Annotated in this window: 25 protein-coding genes; 11 read left to right on the forward strand and 14 right to left on the reverse strand. The window is 62.4% G+C overall.

Annotated features, from left to right (window positions below; genetic code table 11):
• The 7 genes from OXR08_RS06310 to OXR08_RS06340 form a co-directional block, all read right to left on the reverse strand.
• Entirely contained in the window at window positions 1–432 is a 432-nt protein-coding gene (locus OXR08_RS06310; protein WP_267348692.1) for a P27 family phage terminase small subunit, read from the reverse strand.
• A 170-nt stretch (window positions 433–602) separates the two neighbouring features.
• A complete protein-coding gene (locus OXR08_RS06315) occupies window positions 603–920 on the reverse strand; it encodes an HNH endonuclease signature motif containing protein (protein ID WP_267348693.1) in 318 nt (105 codons plus the stop codon).
• Between the two features lie 9 nt (window positions 921–929).
• Window positions 930–1,166 carry a hypothetical protein gene (locus OXR08_RS06320; RefSeq protein ID WP_267348695.1) on the reverse strand — a complete coding sequence of 79 codons (237 nt, stop codon included), beginning with the start codon at window positions 1,164–1,166 and terminating at the stop codon, window positions 930–932.
• A 9-nt stretch (window positions 1,167–1,175) separates the two neighbouring features.
• On the reverse strand, window positions 1,176–1,754 hold the full coding sequence (locus OXR08_RS06325; RefSeq protein ID WP_267348697.1) for a host-nuclease inhibitor Gam family protein: 579 nt from the start codon (window positions 1,752–1,754) through the stop codon (window positions 1,176–1,178).
• Complete coding sequence (locus OXR08_RS06330) at window positions 1,754–1,960, reverse strand: hypothetical protein (protein WP_267348699.1); 207 nt, start codon at window positions 1,958–1,960, stop codon at window positions 1,754–1,756. Before OXR08_RS06330 ends, OXR08_RS06325 begins: the two co-directional genes overlap by 1 nt.
• Window positions 1,961–2,006: 46 nt before the next feature.
• Window positions 2,007–2,303 (reverse strand): hypothetical protein, encoded by a 297-nt coding sequence (locus OXR08_RS06335; protein WP_267348701.1) that lies wholly within the window; start codon window positions 2,301–2,303, stop codon window positions 2,007–2,009.
• A 419-nt stretch (window positions 2,304–2,722) separates the two neighbouring features.
• Complete coding sequence (locus OXR08_RS06340; RefSeq protein ID WP_267348703.1) at window positions 2,723–2,911, reverse strand: DUF6771 family protein; 189 nt, start codon at window positions 2,909–2,911, stop codon at window positions 2,723–2,725.
• 303 nt (window positions 2,912–3,214) lie between these two features.
• Here OXR08_RS06340 and OXR08_RS06345 point away from each other — a divergent pair, with 303 nt between their 5' ends.
• Window positions 3,215–4,990, forward strand: a complete 1,776-nt coding sequence (locus OXR08_RS06345) for an AAA family ATPase (protein ID WP_267348705.1) — start codon at window positions 3,215–3,217, stop codon at window positions 4,988–4,990.
• 178 nt (window positions 4,991–5,168) lie between these two features.
• Here the strand turns inward: OXR08_RS06345 and OXR08_RS06350 are convergent, their stop codons facing one another.
• The 5 genes from OXR08_RS06350 to OXR08_RS06370 all read right to left on the reverse strand — a co-directional run bounded on the left by OXR08_RS06350 (window position 5,169) and on the right by OXR08_RS06370 (window position 8,848).
• Window positions 5,169–5,831, reverse strand: coding sequence for a hypothetical protein (locus OXR08_RS06350; RefSeq protein WP_267348707.1), 663 nt, complete (start codon window positions 5,829–5,831; stop codon window positions 5,169–5,171).
• Between the two features lie 19 nt (window positions 5,832–5,850).
• On the reverse strand, window positions 5,851–6,306 hold the full coding sequence (locus tag OXR08_RS06355) for a hypothetical protein (protein ID WP_267348709.1): 456 nt from the start codon (window positions 6,304–6,306) through the stop codon (window positions 5,851–5,853).
• A gap of 39 nt (window positions 6,307–6,345) precedes the next feature.
• Window positions 6,346–7,794, reverse strand: coding sequence for a hypothetical protein (locus OXR08_RS06360; RefSeq protein ID WP_267348711.1), 1,449 nt, complete (start codon window positions 7,792–7,794; stop codon window positions 6,346–6,348).
• 53 nt (window positions 7,795–7,847) lie between these two features.
• Window positions 7,848–8,534 (reverse strand): hypothetical protein, encoded by a 687-nt coding sequence (locus OXR08_RS06365; protein WP_267348713.1) that lies wholly within the window; start codon window positions 8,532–8,534, stop codon window positions 7,848–7,850.
• A 179-nt stretch (window positions 8,535–8,713) separates the two neighbouring features.
• Complete coding sequence (locus OXR08_RS06370) at window positions 8,714–8,848, reverse strand: hypothetical protein (RefSeq protein ID WP_267348715.1); 135 nt, start codon at window positions 8,846–8,848, stop codon at window positions 8,714–8,716.
• A 103-nt stretch (window positions 8,849–8,951) separates the two neighbouring features.
• Here OXR08_RS06370 and OXR08_RS06375 point away from each other — a divergent pair, with 103 nt between their 5' ends.
• On the forward strand, window positions 8,952–9,362 hold the full coding sequence (locus OXR08_RS06375; RefSeq protein WP_267348717.1) for a thermonuclease family protein: 411 nt from the start codon (window positions 8,952–8,954) through the stop codon (window positions 9,360–9,362).
• Here the strand turns inward: OXR08_RS06375 and OXR08_RS06380 are convergent.
• Window positions 9,305–10,189, reverse strand: a complete 885-nt coding sequence (locus tag OXR08_RS06380; protein WP_267348719.1) for a tetratricopeptide repeat protein — start codon at window positions 10,187–10,189, stop codon at window positions 9,305–9,307. The genes OXR08_RS06375 and OXR08_RS06380 overlap by 58 nt on opposite strands.
• A gap of 157 nt (window positions 10,190–10,346) precedes the next feature.
• A complete protein-coding gene (locus OXR08_RS06385) occupies window positions 10,347–10,844 on the reverse strand; it encodes a helix-turn-helix transcriptional regulator (RefSeq protein ID WP_267348721.1) in 498 nt (165 codons plus the stop codon).
• An 82-nt stretch (window positions 10,845–10,926) separates the two neighbouring features.
• Between OXR08_RS06385 and OXR08_RS06390 the strand changes: the two genes are divergently transcribed.
• The 9 genes from OXR08_RS06390 (at window position 10,927) to OXR08_RS06430 (ending at window position 14,592) form a co-directional block, all read left to right on the forward strand.
• Entirely contained in the window at window positions 10,927–11,181 is a 255-nt protein-coding gene (locus tag OXR08_RS06390; RefSeq protein ID WP_267348723.1) for a YdaS family helix-turn-helix protein, read from the forward strand.
• A gap of 253 nt (window positions 11,182–11,434) precedes the next feature.
• Window positions 11,435–11,899 carry a hypothetical protein gene (locus OXR08_RS06395; RefSeq protein ID WP_267348725.1) on the forward strand — a complete coding sequence of 155 codons (465 nt, stop codon included), beginning with the start codon at window positions 11,435–11,437 and terminating at the stop codon, window positions 11,897–11,899.
• A gap of 98 nt (window positions 11,900–11,997) precedes the next feature.
• The gene (locus OXR08_RS06400; protein WP_267348727.1) at window positions 11,998–12,237 is read left to right on the forward strand and encodes a hypothetical protein; all 240 of its coding nucleotides are present in this window, start codon (window positions 11,998–12,000) and stop codon (window positions 12,235–12,237) included.
• Window positions 12,234–12,647, forward strand: a complete 414-nt coding sequence (locus OXR08_RS06405; protein ID WP_267348729.1) for an XRE family transcriptional regulator — start codon at window positions 12,234–12,236, stop codon at window positions 12,645–12,647. The genes OXR08_RS06400 and OXR08_RS06405 overlap by 4 nt, the downstream gene beginning before the upstream one ends.
• The gene (locus tag OXR08_RS06410) at window positions 12,644–12,817 is read left to right on the forward strand and encodes a hypothetical protein (protein WP_267348731.1); all 174 of its coding nucleotides are present in this window, start codon (window positions 12,644–12,646) and stop codon (window positions 12,815–12,817) included. The genes OXR08_RS06405 and OXR08_RS06410 overlap by 4 nt, the downstream gene beginning before the upstream one ends.
• Window positions 12,814–13,038 (forward strand): hypothetical protein, encoded by a 225-nt coding sequence (locus tag OXR08_RS06415; RefSeq protein ID WP_267348733.1) that lies wholly within the window; start codon window positions 12,814–12,816, stop codon window positions 13,036–13,038. Before OXR08_RS06410 ends, OXR08_RS06415 begins: the two co-directional genes overlap by 4 nt.
• Complete coding sequence (locus OXR08_RS06420; protein WP_267348735.1) at window positions 13,035–13,343, forward strand: hypothetical protein; 309 nt, start codon at window positions 13,035–13,037, stop codon at window positions 13,341–13,343. Before OXR08_RS06415 ends, OXR08_RS06420 begins: the two co-directional genes overlap by 4 nt.
• Window positions 13,340–13,624, forward strand: coding sequence for a hypothetical protein (locus tag OXR08_RS06425; RefSeq protein WP_267348737.1), 285 nt, complete (start codon window positions 13,340–13,342; stop codon window positions 13,622–13,624). The genes OXR08_RS06420 and OXR08_RS06425 overlap by 4 nt, the downstream gene beginning before the upstream one ends.
• On the forward strand, window positions 13,621–14,592 hold the full coding sequence (locus tag OXR08_RS06430) for a tyrosine-type recombinase/integrase (RefSeq protein WP_267348739.1): 972 nt from the start codon (window positions 13,621–13,623) through the stop codon (window positions 14,590–14,592). Before OXR08_RS06425 ends, OXR08_RS06430 begins: the two co-directional genes overlap by 4 nt.
• The last annotated feature ends 25 nt before the right edge of the window (window positions 14,593–14,617 follow it).

The raw sequence follows: 14,617 nt of genomic DNA on the forward strand, positions 1-14,617 counted from the left end.
TTAGAAGTCGTCGAAGTCGCCCGGCGCGTCCTTCTTGCCGCTGCCGATCTTCATCGCGGCCGAGGGGCTGAGCATCAGCTCGCCTAGAAGCGACTGCGCCTGCCGCATCGCATCCGACAGCATGCCCACCTCGGGCCGCGCGCGGATCATCTCGGTCATGACCTGCTGGCCGTCGACCTTGCGGATCGTCGTGCTGGTGCAGGTGTCTCCCGCCATCTCCAGCACCGACTGCCACCGCTGGATCTGCTCCAGCCGCTGCGCCAGCAAGGCGACGACCTGAGCGAATTGCGGCTCCGCCCGGCCCTGGGCCTCCAGCATGCCAGCGATGTCTGCAAACAGAAGCTGCGCCAGGCTGGACAGGTGGATCGGCGCGATCATCGCAGGCGTGGCGCCGGGTACCGGGACCGACCGGGCACGCTCAGCCGCAGTCATCGCCAGCGCCGGCGCCTTCCTCTTACGTCCCGCGCCCGGGCGCGCACCACCGCTCGCCATCGGGCACCTCCCAGGGGATCATTTTAGGTTTGAATTCGCCCGCGCGAAAATCTTGCTAGCCGTCGGTGTCCGCCGGGGGATGCCCGGAGATCTTGACCCTCCCCCGCCCGTCACAGCAAATCGGGGCGCGATCGGCGTGCTGCTGCACGCTCGGCCGCGGACTTCGCATCGTGGCAGGGCTTGCAAAGACCCTGCTTGTTGTCGCGGGTGTCGGTGCCGCCTTCTGAGAGCGGCACGATGTGGTCCACTTCATCAGTGGCAACCTCGAGCCCTCGCTCGAGGCATTTCCGACAGAGCGGCTCTTCGGCGAGAACCTGAGCACGCTCGCGTTGGCCAGCCCGACCGCGCTTGCGCCGATCAGGCTGACGAGGCGGCCGCTCCCACGGCTTCCGCGGCTTGGCCTGTCGGCCGAACCGCGGAGGCTGCATCGGCACGTCTTACGCGACCAGATCGCTCAGCTTCGACCGCACGCGCGCAGCCCTCGTCCCCTCGTCATCGGCCGCCACAGCCGCAGCCTCGAGCAAAGCCGCCCGCGACCGGAGATCCGCCGCCCGCGCATTCTGCGCCGCCTCGGTCGCGGCCAGGCGCTCGGCCACCTTCGACAGAAACGACACGATACCATCCACCGTGTGGGTCGGCAGCAGACAGGCGAGCAGCGCAAGGATGAGATTCATGGGACCTCCTCAGGCGTGAGAGACGTCACCGCCGGCCGCCAGCGCGATCGGCTGCGGAGCAATGACATCGATAAAGAACTCCTCGACCTGCCGCGCCGCAAACCCCAGCGAAGCAATCGAGACATCCGGAACGGCATCACCCTCCAGCAGGGCCTGCTCGTCCAGCAGCTTCAGCACGCCGGGCTTGTCCAGCGCATAGCTGACCCGCACCGCACGATCCGCATAACCGGTCCCCAGCAGCACCAGCGCCGCATCCCCGTCCCTGCCATGCTCATGCACCACTTTGGGCGGACTGATCCGGTACCCGATGGTGCACCCACCCAGCTCGATCGACTTGCGCCGGCCCGCAGTCAGTTCCTCGATCGAGGCCGCCCACCACGGCTTGAGCTGCTTGGCGATGTCCTTCAGCTCGGCCGCCAGCGGCACGATGCACGCATCCGCCGCCCCGTTGATCTCCGCCAGCGAGGCGGCCCGCTGCGCCTCCAGCGCATCGATCTGCGCCGAGGCATCGGCAAAGCGCGCCAGCAGCGCGGTCGCCTGTTCCACCGTTTGCGGCGCCCGCTGCGCCGCCGATCGCACCCGCGCCATCAGCCGCCGATCCCCTCGTCCACCATCATCCGGCGCACGCCATGCGCCCGGCAATAGCGATCGTGATCCAGCGCCGGCGCTTGCCCGCGACCCGCCATCAACTCCTCGCAAGCCTGCCCCAGCCAGCGCCGGGTCACCACCACCGCATCCTGCGGCTTGCCCGCCTCGGCCACCTGCCGAAGCCGATCGAGATCGAGCAGGCTCATGCGGCGAGCCCCGCCGGGCACCGAGGACGCACAAGGGTCATAAGGCTCACCATGCGGCTGAAAGGCCGTTCGCGCTGACATACAGCGGAGCGGCGGAGGGACGGGCGCCAGGCCCGCGAAAGGTGACCGAGACGGCGCGGCCGATCCGCTGCGCCTCCTCGTCGAAATCGTGAATGTCCGCCTGGATGCGGGCCCCTGCCCGCACGCGCCGGATCAGCGCCTCCAGATCATCGCGCGCACGCTCCAGATCGTCCGCCGGCAAGCGCCGCTGCGCTTCCCGGGGGCGGGTGGCAGCGGCGCGGCCGTGCGCGCCGGCGGTTGTGCTTCGGCGCGGCTCGGCCATAGGGCGGTCTCCAGATACGACAAAGCCCGCCGGGGGACGGGCTTCGCACGCAGCTATCGCAGGGCCGATTTGCCCGTCCGCCTGGATGAAATTCAGTCCCTATTCTGTCAACGGCCCGCAGCGATCACCCGCGCAGCTTGCGATGCAGCCGCTTCCATCCCTCCTCCGCCTCGCCCCAGCGCGGAAAGGTCGGGCCCTTCGGCGTCGGCGAGATCATCGACGGCCGCCCCCCGCACCGCGAGCAGCGGAGCCACCGCGGCAAGACTTCCAGCGCCGTCGGCTTGCGATGGAGGAAACACCAGCGCGCAAAGCGATCGCGATGGACCACACCAACGCGCCCGCAGCCGCGGCAGTGACAGGCGAGATTGGCGTCATGCCGACAGAAGTCGGCCAGTTTGGTAAAGGTCGCCCGTCCCACATCAGAGCGGGAGAGGAAGCTGATTGCGATCGAGCGGCTCAGCGGCATTCAGCCGCTCGCAGATCGTCAGCGCCAGCTCCTTGGCCGCCTGCTCCCGCAGCCGCGCACTCGGCGCCGTCAGCCCCACACGCGCCCACCCCGCAGAGGTGAGCAGCGCGTCCTGAATGTGAGTCGGATCAAGGTGTTCCATGAGCGTCAGTGGAACATAACAGGAACGATTCGGCAAGATACCTTCGGCTCAGCCGAGGCGGATCGTCAGTCGAAAATAAGGGCATGCCCAAAGCCCCGACGCTGGTTTCACTGGGATCAAAGACAGGCAACTTGGACCTGGACCATTCGCAACCGAAAAATCCTACAGTCATTGATTTGAATTAAGACAGCTTTCCGTGTCGTCGTCGATCACCTGGGAGTGTTTGTTCCTTCGTGATCGAATTGGCTAGACAGCCATCATCATCGAGCTAGGCTGTCTGGTATGCTCAGATGGTGATATAATATGAAAATATCAAAAATTAGAGTTCAAAACTACAAGTCGTTTCGAGACACCGGTTGGATTATTCTTAGTAAGAAGCGGACAGTGGTTGTTGGGCAAAACAATAGTGGAAAGACTGCACTTTTACAATCGTTTCGCTTTGGCTCGAATCCAAATATGCCTTATCGCGGCCCTCTAAATAAGGACTGGTTAGCGAACTTTCCATCAACTTTTCATGCTGAATTCACGTTGGCAGGAAGCCAATTAGAGTCATTTGTTAAAAATCATAATGAAGGTGTCTATATTACCGTCCCGACGGAAGATAGTGACACCTTCATCTTGTCGTTGTTCAGCAGCAACGAGATAAGTATAAATGTTAAAACAAACTCGGGATCAGGGTTCTCTCCATCGCAAAGTCCATCGCATGGAATGTTTGGCGCTCACGAAAGCAGCGCGACAAGGTTGGTTCAGTATAGTCCTGCTAACGACGCTTTTTCCGTATATGGAAACACGGGCCACGACACGCTGCCTGCGCTGATCGACACCCTTCGAACGACAGAAATATACGTTTTCGATCCTGAACGCCTAAAGGTTGGAGCATGCGCTGTTTCTGAAACAACCCAACTAGATCCCGCTGCACGCAACCTACCCGCGGTACTTTCTACCATGAGCCGCAATCCAGCCACCTGGAGCAAATTCAAGGAGCACGTTCGCGAGGTGTTTCCTTCGATTCGAGAGATTGCAGTGAGCCCTCTCTCAGTTGAAATTGCTGTTTATGTGTGGCAGAATGACCCAGAAGAAGCGGAATCTGATTATGCAATCTTATTGCAAGAATCGGGTACCGGCCTTGCCCAAGTGCTAAGCATTTTATACGTCGCTATGACAAAGCGTCACAGCATAATTGTTATTGATGAACCAAACAGCTTCTTACATCCTGGCGCAGCTAAGAAGCTTATGAACATTCTAAAGATATACGATCACAACCAATACATAATTTCAACACACTCGCCGGAGCTAATTGAAGTTATTGATCCAGATGTTCTCTTGTCGGTGTCTTGGAGTGAGGGTGAATCTCACATCGAGAGGCTTGATCGGCGTTCCTTAGCTGACCTTCAAAGAATTCTAGTTGATCTTGGATGCGAATTATCTGATGTTTTCGCAGCAGACCGCGTAGTCTGGTGTGAAGGTCCAACTGAAGTACGTGCATTTCCGATGATTGCCCGATGGGCAGGTTTAAACGTTGCAACGACCGCCTTCCTCCCATTGCGCGCAACTGGCGATCTTGAACGAAACAATGTTGATGTGAAGTCTGTCTTGGACATATATGCTATTTTGGGCAAAGGCTCTTCACTTTTACCTCGTGATTCGACCTTCAATCTTGATCGGGAGGGACGATCAACTAGGGACATTGAGGATATTAGCCGGCGCTCTGAAGGACGTATCAAATTTCTACCCGCTCGGAGCATTGAGAATTATGTGATCAATCCGAACGCCATAGCTGACATATTGGCAGAGGATTTTCGCCGATGTAACGACGCCGGGCTTCCGCCGAATGTCAGCGATATCGAAGGTTGGCTGAACGAACATTCTTGCAAATATATCGTATCTGGCATCACGGGTAGCGAAGTCGATGCCCCAAAGCTTCTAAATGACATGTTCGCAGGGCTGACGGATCAACGTCACATTTATCGGAAGACGCATCATACTGTTGAGTTGATCCGATGGTTGCTGGAAAATGACTCGAGATCTATCGATGATTTGATTACCTATGTCAGATCGCTAGTCTCGCCTAACATTTGACACCGAATTTTAGGTTTTTCTATCCCGATGAAATGATCGTACCGCCGTTTCGTTTTTCCTGGGCGCTTACGCATTCTGGGATCGTGGCACACTTATTCGTAAGAAACGCGCCTCCCAGCGTAAGCGCCGCCATCGAAATATTATGGCTTTCCACTGCTGTTTACGCTGGAGTGGCGATCTATATGTGGCCAGCTCGCGCCGCTTCGATCGCTGGAGCATCAAGTTCCCGCCCCGCCGAGCAGCAGACCGCCCACCACGCATTTAACGCATCGAGCAGGCACTGCTTCGCCCGCTTCGCACTCATCCGGTACCGCGGCGCCGCCGCGCTATACCCTACCCCGTCGACGATCATCTCCAGCAGCATCGCGATCGGTCCGGTCACTGTGCGGCGCCACCGCGAATAGGCCATCTCCCACCGCACCGCCCGGTAGGCGATGAGCCCCCCCTCGCCGCCGCCGCAGCGGCCGCCGTCGACCCGCGCTTCCCAGGAGGTGGTAGGATAGCCGACCTCGGCCCGCAGCGCTTCGACACACTCGCGGATCTGCTCGGCCGCGGCGAGCTGATTGGCGGTGATCGTCCCCTTCCGGCACAGCCGCGCCAGCATGCCCTCGCTTGACCGCGCCTCGCGCTCCAGCGTCTCGGGCGTGCCCTGGACACCCCGCCACTGTTCGCGCAGCGCCACCGCCTCCTCGATGCCGGGGGCAAGCCGCGCGCCGGCTTCGCGCAAGCGGGCCTTCTCGATCTTCCAGGAGCGACGATCCATACCCTCCGGCCGTTTCAGCTCGGGCACAGGCCGGGGCATGCCCAGCACCAGATGCTCGACCCGCTGCCGTTCGCGCATGCTCAGAAATGCCGGCCTGTCAGCCGCGCCCGCTTGGATCGTCATGAAAGCCCCCCGGTTCAACGGCGGGAATGTGATCCAGCTCAGCAATCAAAGGCAGTCCGCTTTCCGTCAACGGCCAGACGTCGCACGCCGGTATGCCGACATTCGCACCATCGACCGTCACCTTCCACCCGCCCGCCTGGAGGAGCAGCAGCGCGTCCGATCGTGACATCATCAGCGCCGGATCGGGGAGCAGGATGCCCCGGTTGCCCGGTCGCCGCACGATCAGCCGATCGGCCGCCAGCTTACACACCAGCGCATGCGCCCGCTGCCGCGAAACGCCCAGCCCAGCGCCGATCTCCTCAAGGCTCGGGCTGCTACCCCACTCAGCGTAAAATTGTTTAATAAAGCGAAGTGCTTGAAGCTTCCGGCTGACGATAGTAGGTTTGGGACGAAATCGACGGCTCACACCTGCCTGGCCTTCCCCGGTCAAGGATAGTTCTCGCCTCCAACGCGGCGCCTGAAGCCTTGATCATCGGGCACGCCGAACCCCTGTTGTCGATGAGGCCTCATCAGAAGCCGAGATATACCATTGATCATTGACGAGCATCTCATCTGCTAGATCCGCCGTCTCCGCAATAACCGCGGGGTAGTATGGCGCGCGAGATTCCTTGAGCCACGTTCGTGCAGCGTGACGCAACGCCGGCGTCACCGGCGAGCCATACTCAGTGACCAACAAGCGGAACACGTCCGGCCAACTTTTTAGATCCTTCCGCGCGCGAGCGAGCCAAAGGTGAGCGAAACCTAACCAAGTGGCTTGATCCATGCTGCTCCGCATAAATTCCCAGAGCTTGATCCACTGATTGCTTCCTGACCCCATCTGTTCCAGCCATTGTAATCCGGCTTCGTACTGTTCTGATATGCCCGCGGGGTCAGCAAATTCAATGAAGCAATGAACCCAAGCGCTTTGCACATTTGGAAAACACAGCCAATGCTGCATCCGCTCGTAGGCCCAGCCTTGACTCGCCTCTCTTATCAAGGGGGCGCAAACAAGTGGCAGAAAATCGTTGTCAGGCACTCCACGTTGAACGCTTACGGCCAACTCGATAAGAGTTTGGCGTTCGAAACCTCTCTCCCAAAGCCCCGACCAAATCTCGCACCATGCAATGATGGACCTGTGATCGTGTTCTTCTTTAGACGAATATTCAAGATAATTCAGTCCAAGCGGATAATCATCCGCTGATAAGCGATGGAAAAACAATCTATATATCTGACCCCATTGCTCGGTATCGAAGTCATGTCGATGTAGCCAACCCGCTGCCACTTCGGTTAATTTGTTTACAGCCCAACGTGAACTGATGTGGTTGAATACGAGATAAGCATAGTCACGCAAGCCATCTGTGGAAAGTTTCCACATCGCGACGTCATACAAGCGCGTGCTATTATGCAACCGAATTGCTTGACGCCATACGTTCATCCAATCCCCGGCAGAAACATCCGATTGCAGTGCAGACAGATAGTCCTCAACCGAAGATTTTTGCGCTTCTGCCACCTCCTCACGCGCGCGTTCTCGAAGATGCTGCATCAACGCCCGCCGTCCCGCGGCCCGCGACACGAACGTAGCTCTACCAGACGTCGATCGGATGCGTTTCGCCACCCGCTCTGCAGCCGAAACGAGAAGTTGCTCATCCTCGAGCAAAGTCGCCGCCTCAAGCGCAACGAAATCCGGCAAGAGCGAAGGACTTATAGGCGCTATCAAGGCCCGCAACTCGATTGATGTGCCAACCAGAACCTCAAACGGGCTGGACCAGAAGGCCAGGACGCCCGCTTCCCCCTCATCTTTCTGCAATGCTGGCGCCATTACGGGAACCGAGTGAAAATGTTCAGGATCGAAGGCGAGAAATTGACGTATCTCTCCTAACGCATCCAAATCCTGAACACATACCTGATTGGTGCCTGGAACAGAGAAGACAGGTATCACGAACGCAGGAGATGAGGGGACAATGGAAACGAACTCTAATATATTTCTCGCCATTAGATAAATCCTCGGCGAGTGTAAAAATCAAAGACTTCTTTGTATATCAGACCATAGTAATTGTCTAAGCTGAGCGAGTGCATTGGATACCCCAAAGCTTCAGCCTGCCAATCAACCTGGATCTTGTCCATCACCCCATCGACACCGAGGTATATCTCAGGGATAACTACAGCAATTGGTTTTGTGCTCGCAAGGTGAACCTCCTGCTCGCTCTGTATCTCGATGGAGAAGCGCCGATCATCGAATGTTCTGATGGTCCCCTCCCCGGCTAATCGGCTTGCCGCGCTCAATTCAGCGTCAAGTGGGGAAATGGAATATTCGGCCTCAAACTCCTCACGACCCTTTGGTTGCATATCAAGATAGCGACGTGCGGAGCCGAAAAATGCCCCAATGAGTTTGCCGGGAGCATCCGCTCCACTGACTTCAAAATTTTCAATGGGCATACCAGCGATATAGCTTGGATAGCGCTTGCCAGCAAAAGCACCCGAGTCAAATGGGAAGATACGCTTTATGCCGCCAATTTCCTGAGACTCAAATATGAAAACACAAGGCAACTCCCAATGATCTGCTTGTCCCGAGTCACTATTGTACTTGTAAGCAGGACGGCCAACAAAAAAATAGTTTAACTTGTCCTGCAAGAATACGTCACATTGCTGTGGCTTTATGACGCCTTCTTCCATCAGCATCCGGACATTATATGATCGCGTAGTGTGAACTAAGGGAAGTCCGTTAGCCGCAGCAACAGAGTTTCGCGCAAGAAACGCCCCTAAAGGAGATGCCATATTGTAACCTCGTCGTCGGCCATGCGCTCCGAAGCGCCGCGAAAGAAATAACGCCCATTGAAATTACGGGCTGGGTTGCATCTTCAGCCGTCGAACACTGCATCGATGACATTGCGGACGATGAAACATGCAGCAGCGATCACCGCTGAGCCAAGGATCATGATTTCGATCTCAGCCAGCCAGCGCCGCCAACCGATCAGTTGAGTTCGCCGCTTCATCTCAGGGTTAGCCAGACGGCAGGTAGAGCGGGGAACGCTATTTCGATCGCGTCCGAAGCGGTGGCATCTGCATTCATGTTCACTATCGGCCTACAATCCATCGATGATTGCTATCCATCTCGCCTGCACCCTGATCGCCGTCGATGGCGACACCCTCCGCTGTGGACGCGAGCGCATCCGCCTCGTCGCGATCGACGCGCCCGAGCTGCCCGGCCATTGCCGCCGGGGGCGCCGCTGCGCGCCGGGCGATCCGGTCGCCGCGCAACGCCACCTGGCTGCCGGCCTGGCCGGCCGCGCGACGATCGAGCGGGTGGGCCGCGACCGGTACGGTCGGACGCTGGCGCTGGTGCGCGTGGCCGGCGTCGATCTGAGCTGCCGCCAGCTCACTGCGCGCCAGGCGATCTACAAGGTCCGCTGGGACAATGGCGGTCGCGTGGCGGCGATCTGCCCGGCCGCTCACCGCGACAGACGCCAGCGCGCCCAGCGCGCCGCCGGGGCGACCACCAGCACATAGCTGATCCGCCGCAGCACGACATGGCGCGCGATCACCGCCGCCACCGCAGGCCCTACCCGGTAATAGCCGTGGACGAGCCGCGTGCCCTTCGGCCCGCGCAGCATCCGTTCGTCGCGATACCGACGCATCAGCCGAACGACGGGATGCTCGAAATCACCCATCGTCGCGGTCACGACGAAACAGGCGGCTTCCTCAAGCTTCTGCTTCTTCAGCTCCGGTGCGCTGTAGTTCGGGATGATCGCGGCGATCCGGCCGATCACCTCCTGCCGCTTTGCGGTTAGGTCGGCCTCGTAGCCGGGCGTGACGCCGTGCAGCTTGGCCGTGTTGTTGTCGAACGGATCCTTGTAGCTGCGTCCCTCCAGCGTATCGCGACACAGCGCCTCGATCGTGGAATTCGTCAGCAGCCCTTCGTCCCCGCTCCAGTCCCGCACCGACTCCAGCGCGGCGATCATCCCGGCGTTACGTCCGATATGCTGCGCCCAGACATCCGACACGTTCACGAATTCCGCGAGATGCGACTGCGCCAGACCGTGCAGCGCAGTCACCACGGTGTTCATCGTGCGCGCGGCCTGCCCGGCGATGTCCTTGGCCTCCGCCGGGTCGGCCGAGCCGATCGCATGGGTGAAGGCGACCAGCGCCTCGTCCAGCCGCAGATGCGCCAGCGTCGATTGCCACGCGACCGCCTCGCCCTTGCCCAGCCAGGCGGCGGGCATGCGCGGGTCGATCTCCAGCACCCGGTTGTAGTAGCTTACGGCCTCTTCAAGATTGCCGCCGGCCTGCGCGCTCTGCGCCAGGCCAAGCAGGTTGCCGATATTCCCCCCAGACATGCACCCCCCATTGCAAAAATCTTAACCCCGCCGACCTCAATCCCCCGAGCCGTACTCCCTCGGCTCATTCTGGGGGAAAGCGTGCCGGCGAAAACCGAATTCGAAAGCGCGTGGGTGACCGAGCCCGGCTGCGCGCATGGCTGCACCCCTTGCGCGGTCACGTGCGCGACGCTCGCCGCGGTGCGCGATGATCGCCATCGCCATCTACAAGCGGCTCTGGCTGCGATGCGGTCCGACCCGCAGGCGGCGGAGACGGAGACCGTAGTGCGACTGCGAGCGCGCTGGGCAGCCGCTCTGCAAGTTCACGAGCGAGTTCGGCGCCTCGCATATCCTCCGACGCCAGAAGGATGCCCTCAAACATCGACGTCAGCGCCGCAACGCCGGGCAAGGTGACCGGCATCATTATCTGCTGAACGGCCGCCGCGGAGGTCGCCGCCGTCCCAGTTTCGGACGGGTCATTCGATTCGCCGAGCAGATATTCGACCGAGGTCGAAAGCTCGCGCGCGATTCGCGCCAAGTGCGGTGACCAACGATAGGGCTTCTTGATAAGCCCGTTCATCGTCGACTGTGAAATACCGACACGGCGCGCGAGTTCGGCCTGGCTGCTGACGCCAAGTGCCTTTCTTCGTTCCTCAATTCGCTCGCCGATGGTCATGGCCGCAATCTACCGACACGCCGGTAGAAGCCTATTCCGGCATGCCGGTTGACAACTAACGGCATGCCGTTAGTTTTGAGTCATGGGCATCGAGCACCACAAGGACACGCCGCTGGCGCGGGCAGTGCGGGCAGAACGCTCGCAAAGCGCGTTCGGCCGGCTGGTCGGCCGGCGTCAGTCGACGATCAACGACTGGCTGAAGAACGACGTACCCCTGCCGGCCGAGCTTTGCCCGATCGTCGAGGAGGCCACCGGCATCCCGCGCGAGGATCTGCGTCCGGATCTGTTCCAGCGCGACGCCGCCGCCGAGGGTTCCAGTCAGGTGCCCGCCCGATGATCGCTTCACACCATACCCCTTCCCGGCCGCTGGCAGGCCGGCCGGGGACCGTGCGCAGCCCCACTCCCTGCTGTCGCGCGCTCCCTCAGCCTGCCACCCATTCTATCCGCTCGCCCGCCGCCGGTCCGTTGCCATCGACCGCGTGTCTGGCAATCGGGCTCGGCGGCCGCTCCGGCGCCGGGCGTCGGCGCCGTCTCTGCGGGGGGACGGCGCCGGCGTGTCAATTGGTGCGGCCCGCCGCCGGCTGGGCGGCATGACCAAGCGCCGCGATCCGCTGTCGTTCGAGGACGATCTGGGCATGATGGTGAAGCGCCTGGGCGCCGCCGCGGTGCGCGCGGTCGCCGGTAACCCCGCCGAGCGCACAATCCGCGACTGGACCGACCCGGACACCGCGCGCACGCCGCCGATCGCGACGTGCTTCGCGCTGGACTGCGCCTGGCGCGCCGCCGGCGGCGCGGGCGCGCCATTCTTCGACACCTATCGCCGGCTTCTCGATGCGCAGGACGCCGCGGTGGCCGGCGTCGATCTTGCGCTCCTCCCCGACATGACCGGCACGGTCATCCGCGAAGGGGCCGAAGCCAAAGTGGCGCTGATGACCGCGATGCTGCCCGGCGCCACCGCCGCCGATTTCCGGCACGCGGTCCGCGAGGTGGAAGAAAGCATCGCCGCCTATGAAGCGACGATCCCGCTGCTCGCCACCCCGATCCGACCGCCCTAGCCGGCCCCGCCGTCCGTACTCCCCACATCGTCACGCCAGCCGCCCGCCGTTCACCGTGATCGGCGGAGCGGCTTCGTGCTGCCCAAGGCCCACCCGCCGTGAACCTCCTCGATCTCGATGAAATGTCCCTGCTGCTCGCCGAGCTGCGCCGCGTGCGCCAGCGGGTCGAGGGGTTGCTGCCGCTGCACCACGTCATGGATCTGCCCGAACACACCATCGCGGCGCGACAACTGAACCAGGTCGCGGCCAGCCTCGCGCATGCGGTCCTTGACCTGCGCACCGCGATCGAGATCGCCGCGCCGGGCGTGGTGATCGACATGACGGCCGCCCGCCGGTGACGCCGGGCATCTATCTGCGCCTGCGCCGCGAGGCTGCCGGACTGACGCTCGACGAGGTCAGCCTCGTCACCCAGACGGTGCCGAGCGTCTGCGCCCGCATCCGCGGCGAATGGATCGCCGCGATCGAGCAGGGCATCGTACCCGTGTCGATCGACGTCGCGCTGGCGCTCCAGATCGCGTTTCCATTCGACTGGGACGTGCTGGTCAAGCTTTGCGCGCTACAGGCCCGCCTGATCGACCAGGCGCCGCCCCTGTGTGCGATCTGCGCCTGCTCGGAGCAGGACGCCTGCGTCGAGCAGCATGGCGGACCGTGCGAGTGGGCGGCCCCCGCGCTCTGCTCCGCCTGCGCGGCAAAGGCATCGCCACCGATCGTGCCGCCGCCGCCGGTCACCGGGCTCGCCGCCGCGTGAGCCTGATCAGCCGCGCCCACCTTGCCGCGACGATCCTGATCGGCATCGCGCTGGCCTGCCTGCTCTTCGGGCATGCGCAGGCCGCGACCGGCGCGGTCGCCCTCGCCTGCTGGCTCCAGACCTGGAGCCTGGAAGTCATCCGCACCGCTCTTCGGGAGACAAAGCCGTGAAAATCCACGACGCCTCCGACTGGCCCGCCCCGGCCGGCATCCACAGCATGGACTGTACCTGCTGGCGCTGCCGCCCCTACCCGGCCCAAATCGATCCGCGCCTGGACAGCACCACCCTCGGCAAGCTGACCGTTGCCGGCTTCCTGTGCGCCACCGTCATCGCCTGCATCATCGATCCCCCGGGCATGGCCGGCCTGCTGCGCGACATGGTGGGGCTGTGAGCGCGGACCCGCGCTTTCCCGCGCCGCCGGTGCTGCTGACCAAGGCGGAGGCGCTTGATCATGCCGCCCGCAAGCTGGAGGAAATGGCCGTGCACTTGCGCATGGTCTCGTCGATCGTCGACGTGACGAGGGGCGATCCCGCCGCCGCCGGCAGCGACGTGCTGAAGCGCGTGCGCGCATTCCTGCCGGACCCGGCGCTCCAGATCGCGGCCGCCGCCGATGCCGCCGCCGCGATCCGCGGCCTGGCGCTGGAGGAGCGCCTGGTCGCGGCGAGGGTGGCGAACGGTGCGGGTCTCCACGCATGATCGGGCAGGCCGAGCGCGTCGGCATCGCGGACGCGGTGTTGATCACCGGCATGAGCCGCCGCACCCTCCAGAGCCTCGCGCCATCGATTCCCGGCGCGTCCAAGCCGGCCGGCCGGTGGCTCTTCGCCGTTGCCGAGCTGCGCGCTTGGGTCACCCGCACCACGAGGTCTTCATGCCGAAAAATCTCTACCTCCGCGCCGGCATCTTTTGGGCGCGTTTCAAGGTCAACGGGGAGGAATACCGCGAAAGCCTACGAACGCGTTCTGAGCGGATCGCGGTGAAGCGACTGGCAGCGCTGAAAGAGGAGATCGAGGACAAGGCTCGGTTCGGCATCGTCGGGCCGGTCGCCTGGCCGGCGGCGGTCGTGTCCTGGTCCGAGGCGGTACAGGGCAATCTCGCCGAGCGCACCTTTGCCCGCTACGCGTGCAGCCTGCGCCAGTTGCGCAGCTTCTTCGATCCGCTGGCTATCCAGGCGGTCACCGTCGACGTGCTGAAGGAGGTGGTGAAGTCGCGCCGCCGCGCCGGGGTGAAGAACGCGACAATTCGGCGCGACCTGACCGCGCTCGGCAGCGTGCTGAACCACGCGGCCGACGAGGGCTGGATACCCGAAAACCCGGTCGCCGCGCTCAACCTGCGCCGGATTGCGCCCGAGCGGACGGTGCGGATCGTGCTGCCGGACGATGCCTCGGTCGCGATGGTGTTCGCCGCGCTTCCCGATCGCATCCGCGACCTGTGCGAGTTGACGCGGGAGGCGGGCCTGCGCCTCGACGAGGCGATCCAGCTCCGCCACACCGCGGTCGACCGAGCCGGCCGCACGCTGACGGTCGCATGCGGCAAGGGCAGCAAGACCCGCGTCGTCCCGCTGACGGCAAAGACGGAGGCGATCCTCGACCGCCAGCCGCGCTACATCGGCAAGCCCTGGGTGTTCTGGCAGGGCAAGGGCGAGCAGATCGCCGGCGTCTCGTCCCGGATCGGCGGATACATGCGCCGGGTGGCACGCAAGGCGGCACAGGAAGGGGTCGAGTTCCACCGCTTCAGCCACCACGATTTCCGCCACCTGTTTGCCGTGGAATATCTCCGCCATGGTCGCGGCTCGGTCTACGACCTGCAAGGCGAGCTGGGCCACGGCACGATCACCGTTACTGAGCGATATCTGGCGTTCCTGACCCCCGAACAGGCACGCACCGCCAAGTCGATGGTGGCACAGCGCGGGGCACACGAACCGCGGTCCGAAGCAGAGCGCGGATGACGCACCGCCGCCTTCCCGAGACGTT

The sequence above is a fragment of the Sphingomonas sp. GM_Shp_2 genome (assembly GCF_026540875.1).
Classification (GTDB): Bacteria; Pseudomonadota; Alphaproteobacteria; order Sphingomonadales; family Sphingomonadaceae; genus Sphingomonas; species Sphingomonas carotinifaciens.

Excerpts from the sequence above, each read along its gene's own strand:
- OXR08_RS06325 (WP_267348697.1), bottom strand. The coding sequence starts at position 1,754 with ATGGCGCGGGTGCGATCGGCGGCGCAGCGGGCGCCGCAAACGGTGGAA.
- OXR08_RS06370 (WP_267348715.1), bottom strand. The coding sequence starts at position 8,848 with ATGAAGCGGCGAACTCAACTGATCGGTTGGCGGCGCTGGCTGGCTGAG.
- OXR08_RS06310 (WP_267348692.1), bottom strand. The coding sequence starts at position 432 with ATGACTGCGGCTGAGCGTGCCCGGTCGGTCCCGGTACCCGGCGCCACG.
- OXR08_RS06365 (WP_267348713.1), bottom strand. The coding sequence starts at position 8,534 with ATGCTGATGGAAGAAGGCGTCATAAAGCCACAGCAATGTGACGTATTC.
- OXR08_RS06335 (WP_267348701.1), bottom strand. The coding sequence starts at position 2,303 with ATGGCCGAGCCGCGCCGAAGCACAACCGCCGGCGCGCACGGCCGCGCC.
- OXR08_RS06320 (WP_267348695.1), bottom strand. The coding sequence starts at position 1,166 with ATGAATCTCATCCTTGCGCTGCTCGCCTGTCTGCTGCCGACCCACACG.
- OXR08_RS06350 (WP_267348707.1), bottom strand. The coding sequence starts at position 5,831 with ATGCGCGAACGGCAGCGGGTCGAGCATCTGGTGCTGGGCATGCCCCGG.
- OXR08_RS06345 (WP_267348705.1), top strand. The coding sequence starts at position 3,215 with ATGAAAATATCAAAAATTAGAGTTCAAAACTACAAGTCGTTTCGAGAC.
- OXR08_RS06395 (WP_267348725.1), top strand. The coding sequence starts at position 11,435 with ATGACCAAGCGCCGCGATCCGCTGTCGTTCGAGGACGATCTGGGCATG.
- OXR08_RS06375 (WP_267348717.1), top strand. The coding sequence starts at position 8,952 with ATGATTGCTATCCATCTCGCCTGCACCCTGATCGCCGTCGATGGCGAC.
- OXR08_RS06425 (WP_267348737.1), top strand. The coding sequence starts at position 13,340 with ATGATCGGGCAGGCCGAGCGCGTCGGCATCGCGGACGCGGTGTTGATC.
- OXR08_RS06340 (WP_267348703.1), bottom strand. The coding sequence starts at position 2,911 with ATGGAACACCTTGATCCGACTCACATTCAGGACGCGCTGCTCACCTCT.
- OXR08_RS06385 (WP_267348721.1), bottom strand. The coding sequence starts at position 10,844 with ATGACCATCGGCGAGCGAATTGAGGAACGAAGAAAGGCACTTGGCGTC.
- OXR08_RS06380 (WP_267348719.1), bottom strand. The coding sequence starts at position 10,189 with ATGTCTGGGGGGAATATCGGCAACCTGCTTGGCCTGGCGCAGAGCGCG.
- OXR08_RS06315 (WP_267348693.1), bottom strand. The coding sequence starts at position 920 with ATGCAGCCTCCGCGGTTCGGCCGACAGGCCAAGCCGCGGAAGCCGTGG.
- OXR08_RS06390 (WP_267348723.1), top strand. The coding sequence starts at position 10,927 with ATGGGCATCGAGCACCACAAGGACACGCCGCTGGCGCGGGCAGTGCGG.
- OXR08_RS06330 (WP_267348699.1), bottom strand. The coding sequence starts at position 1,960 with ATGAGCCTGCTCGATCTCGATCGGCTTCGGCAGGTGGCCGAGGCGGGC.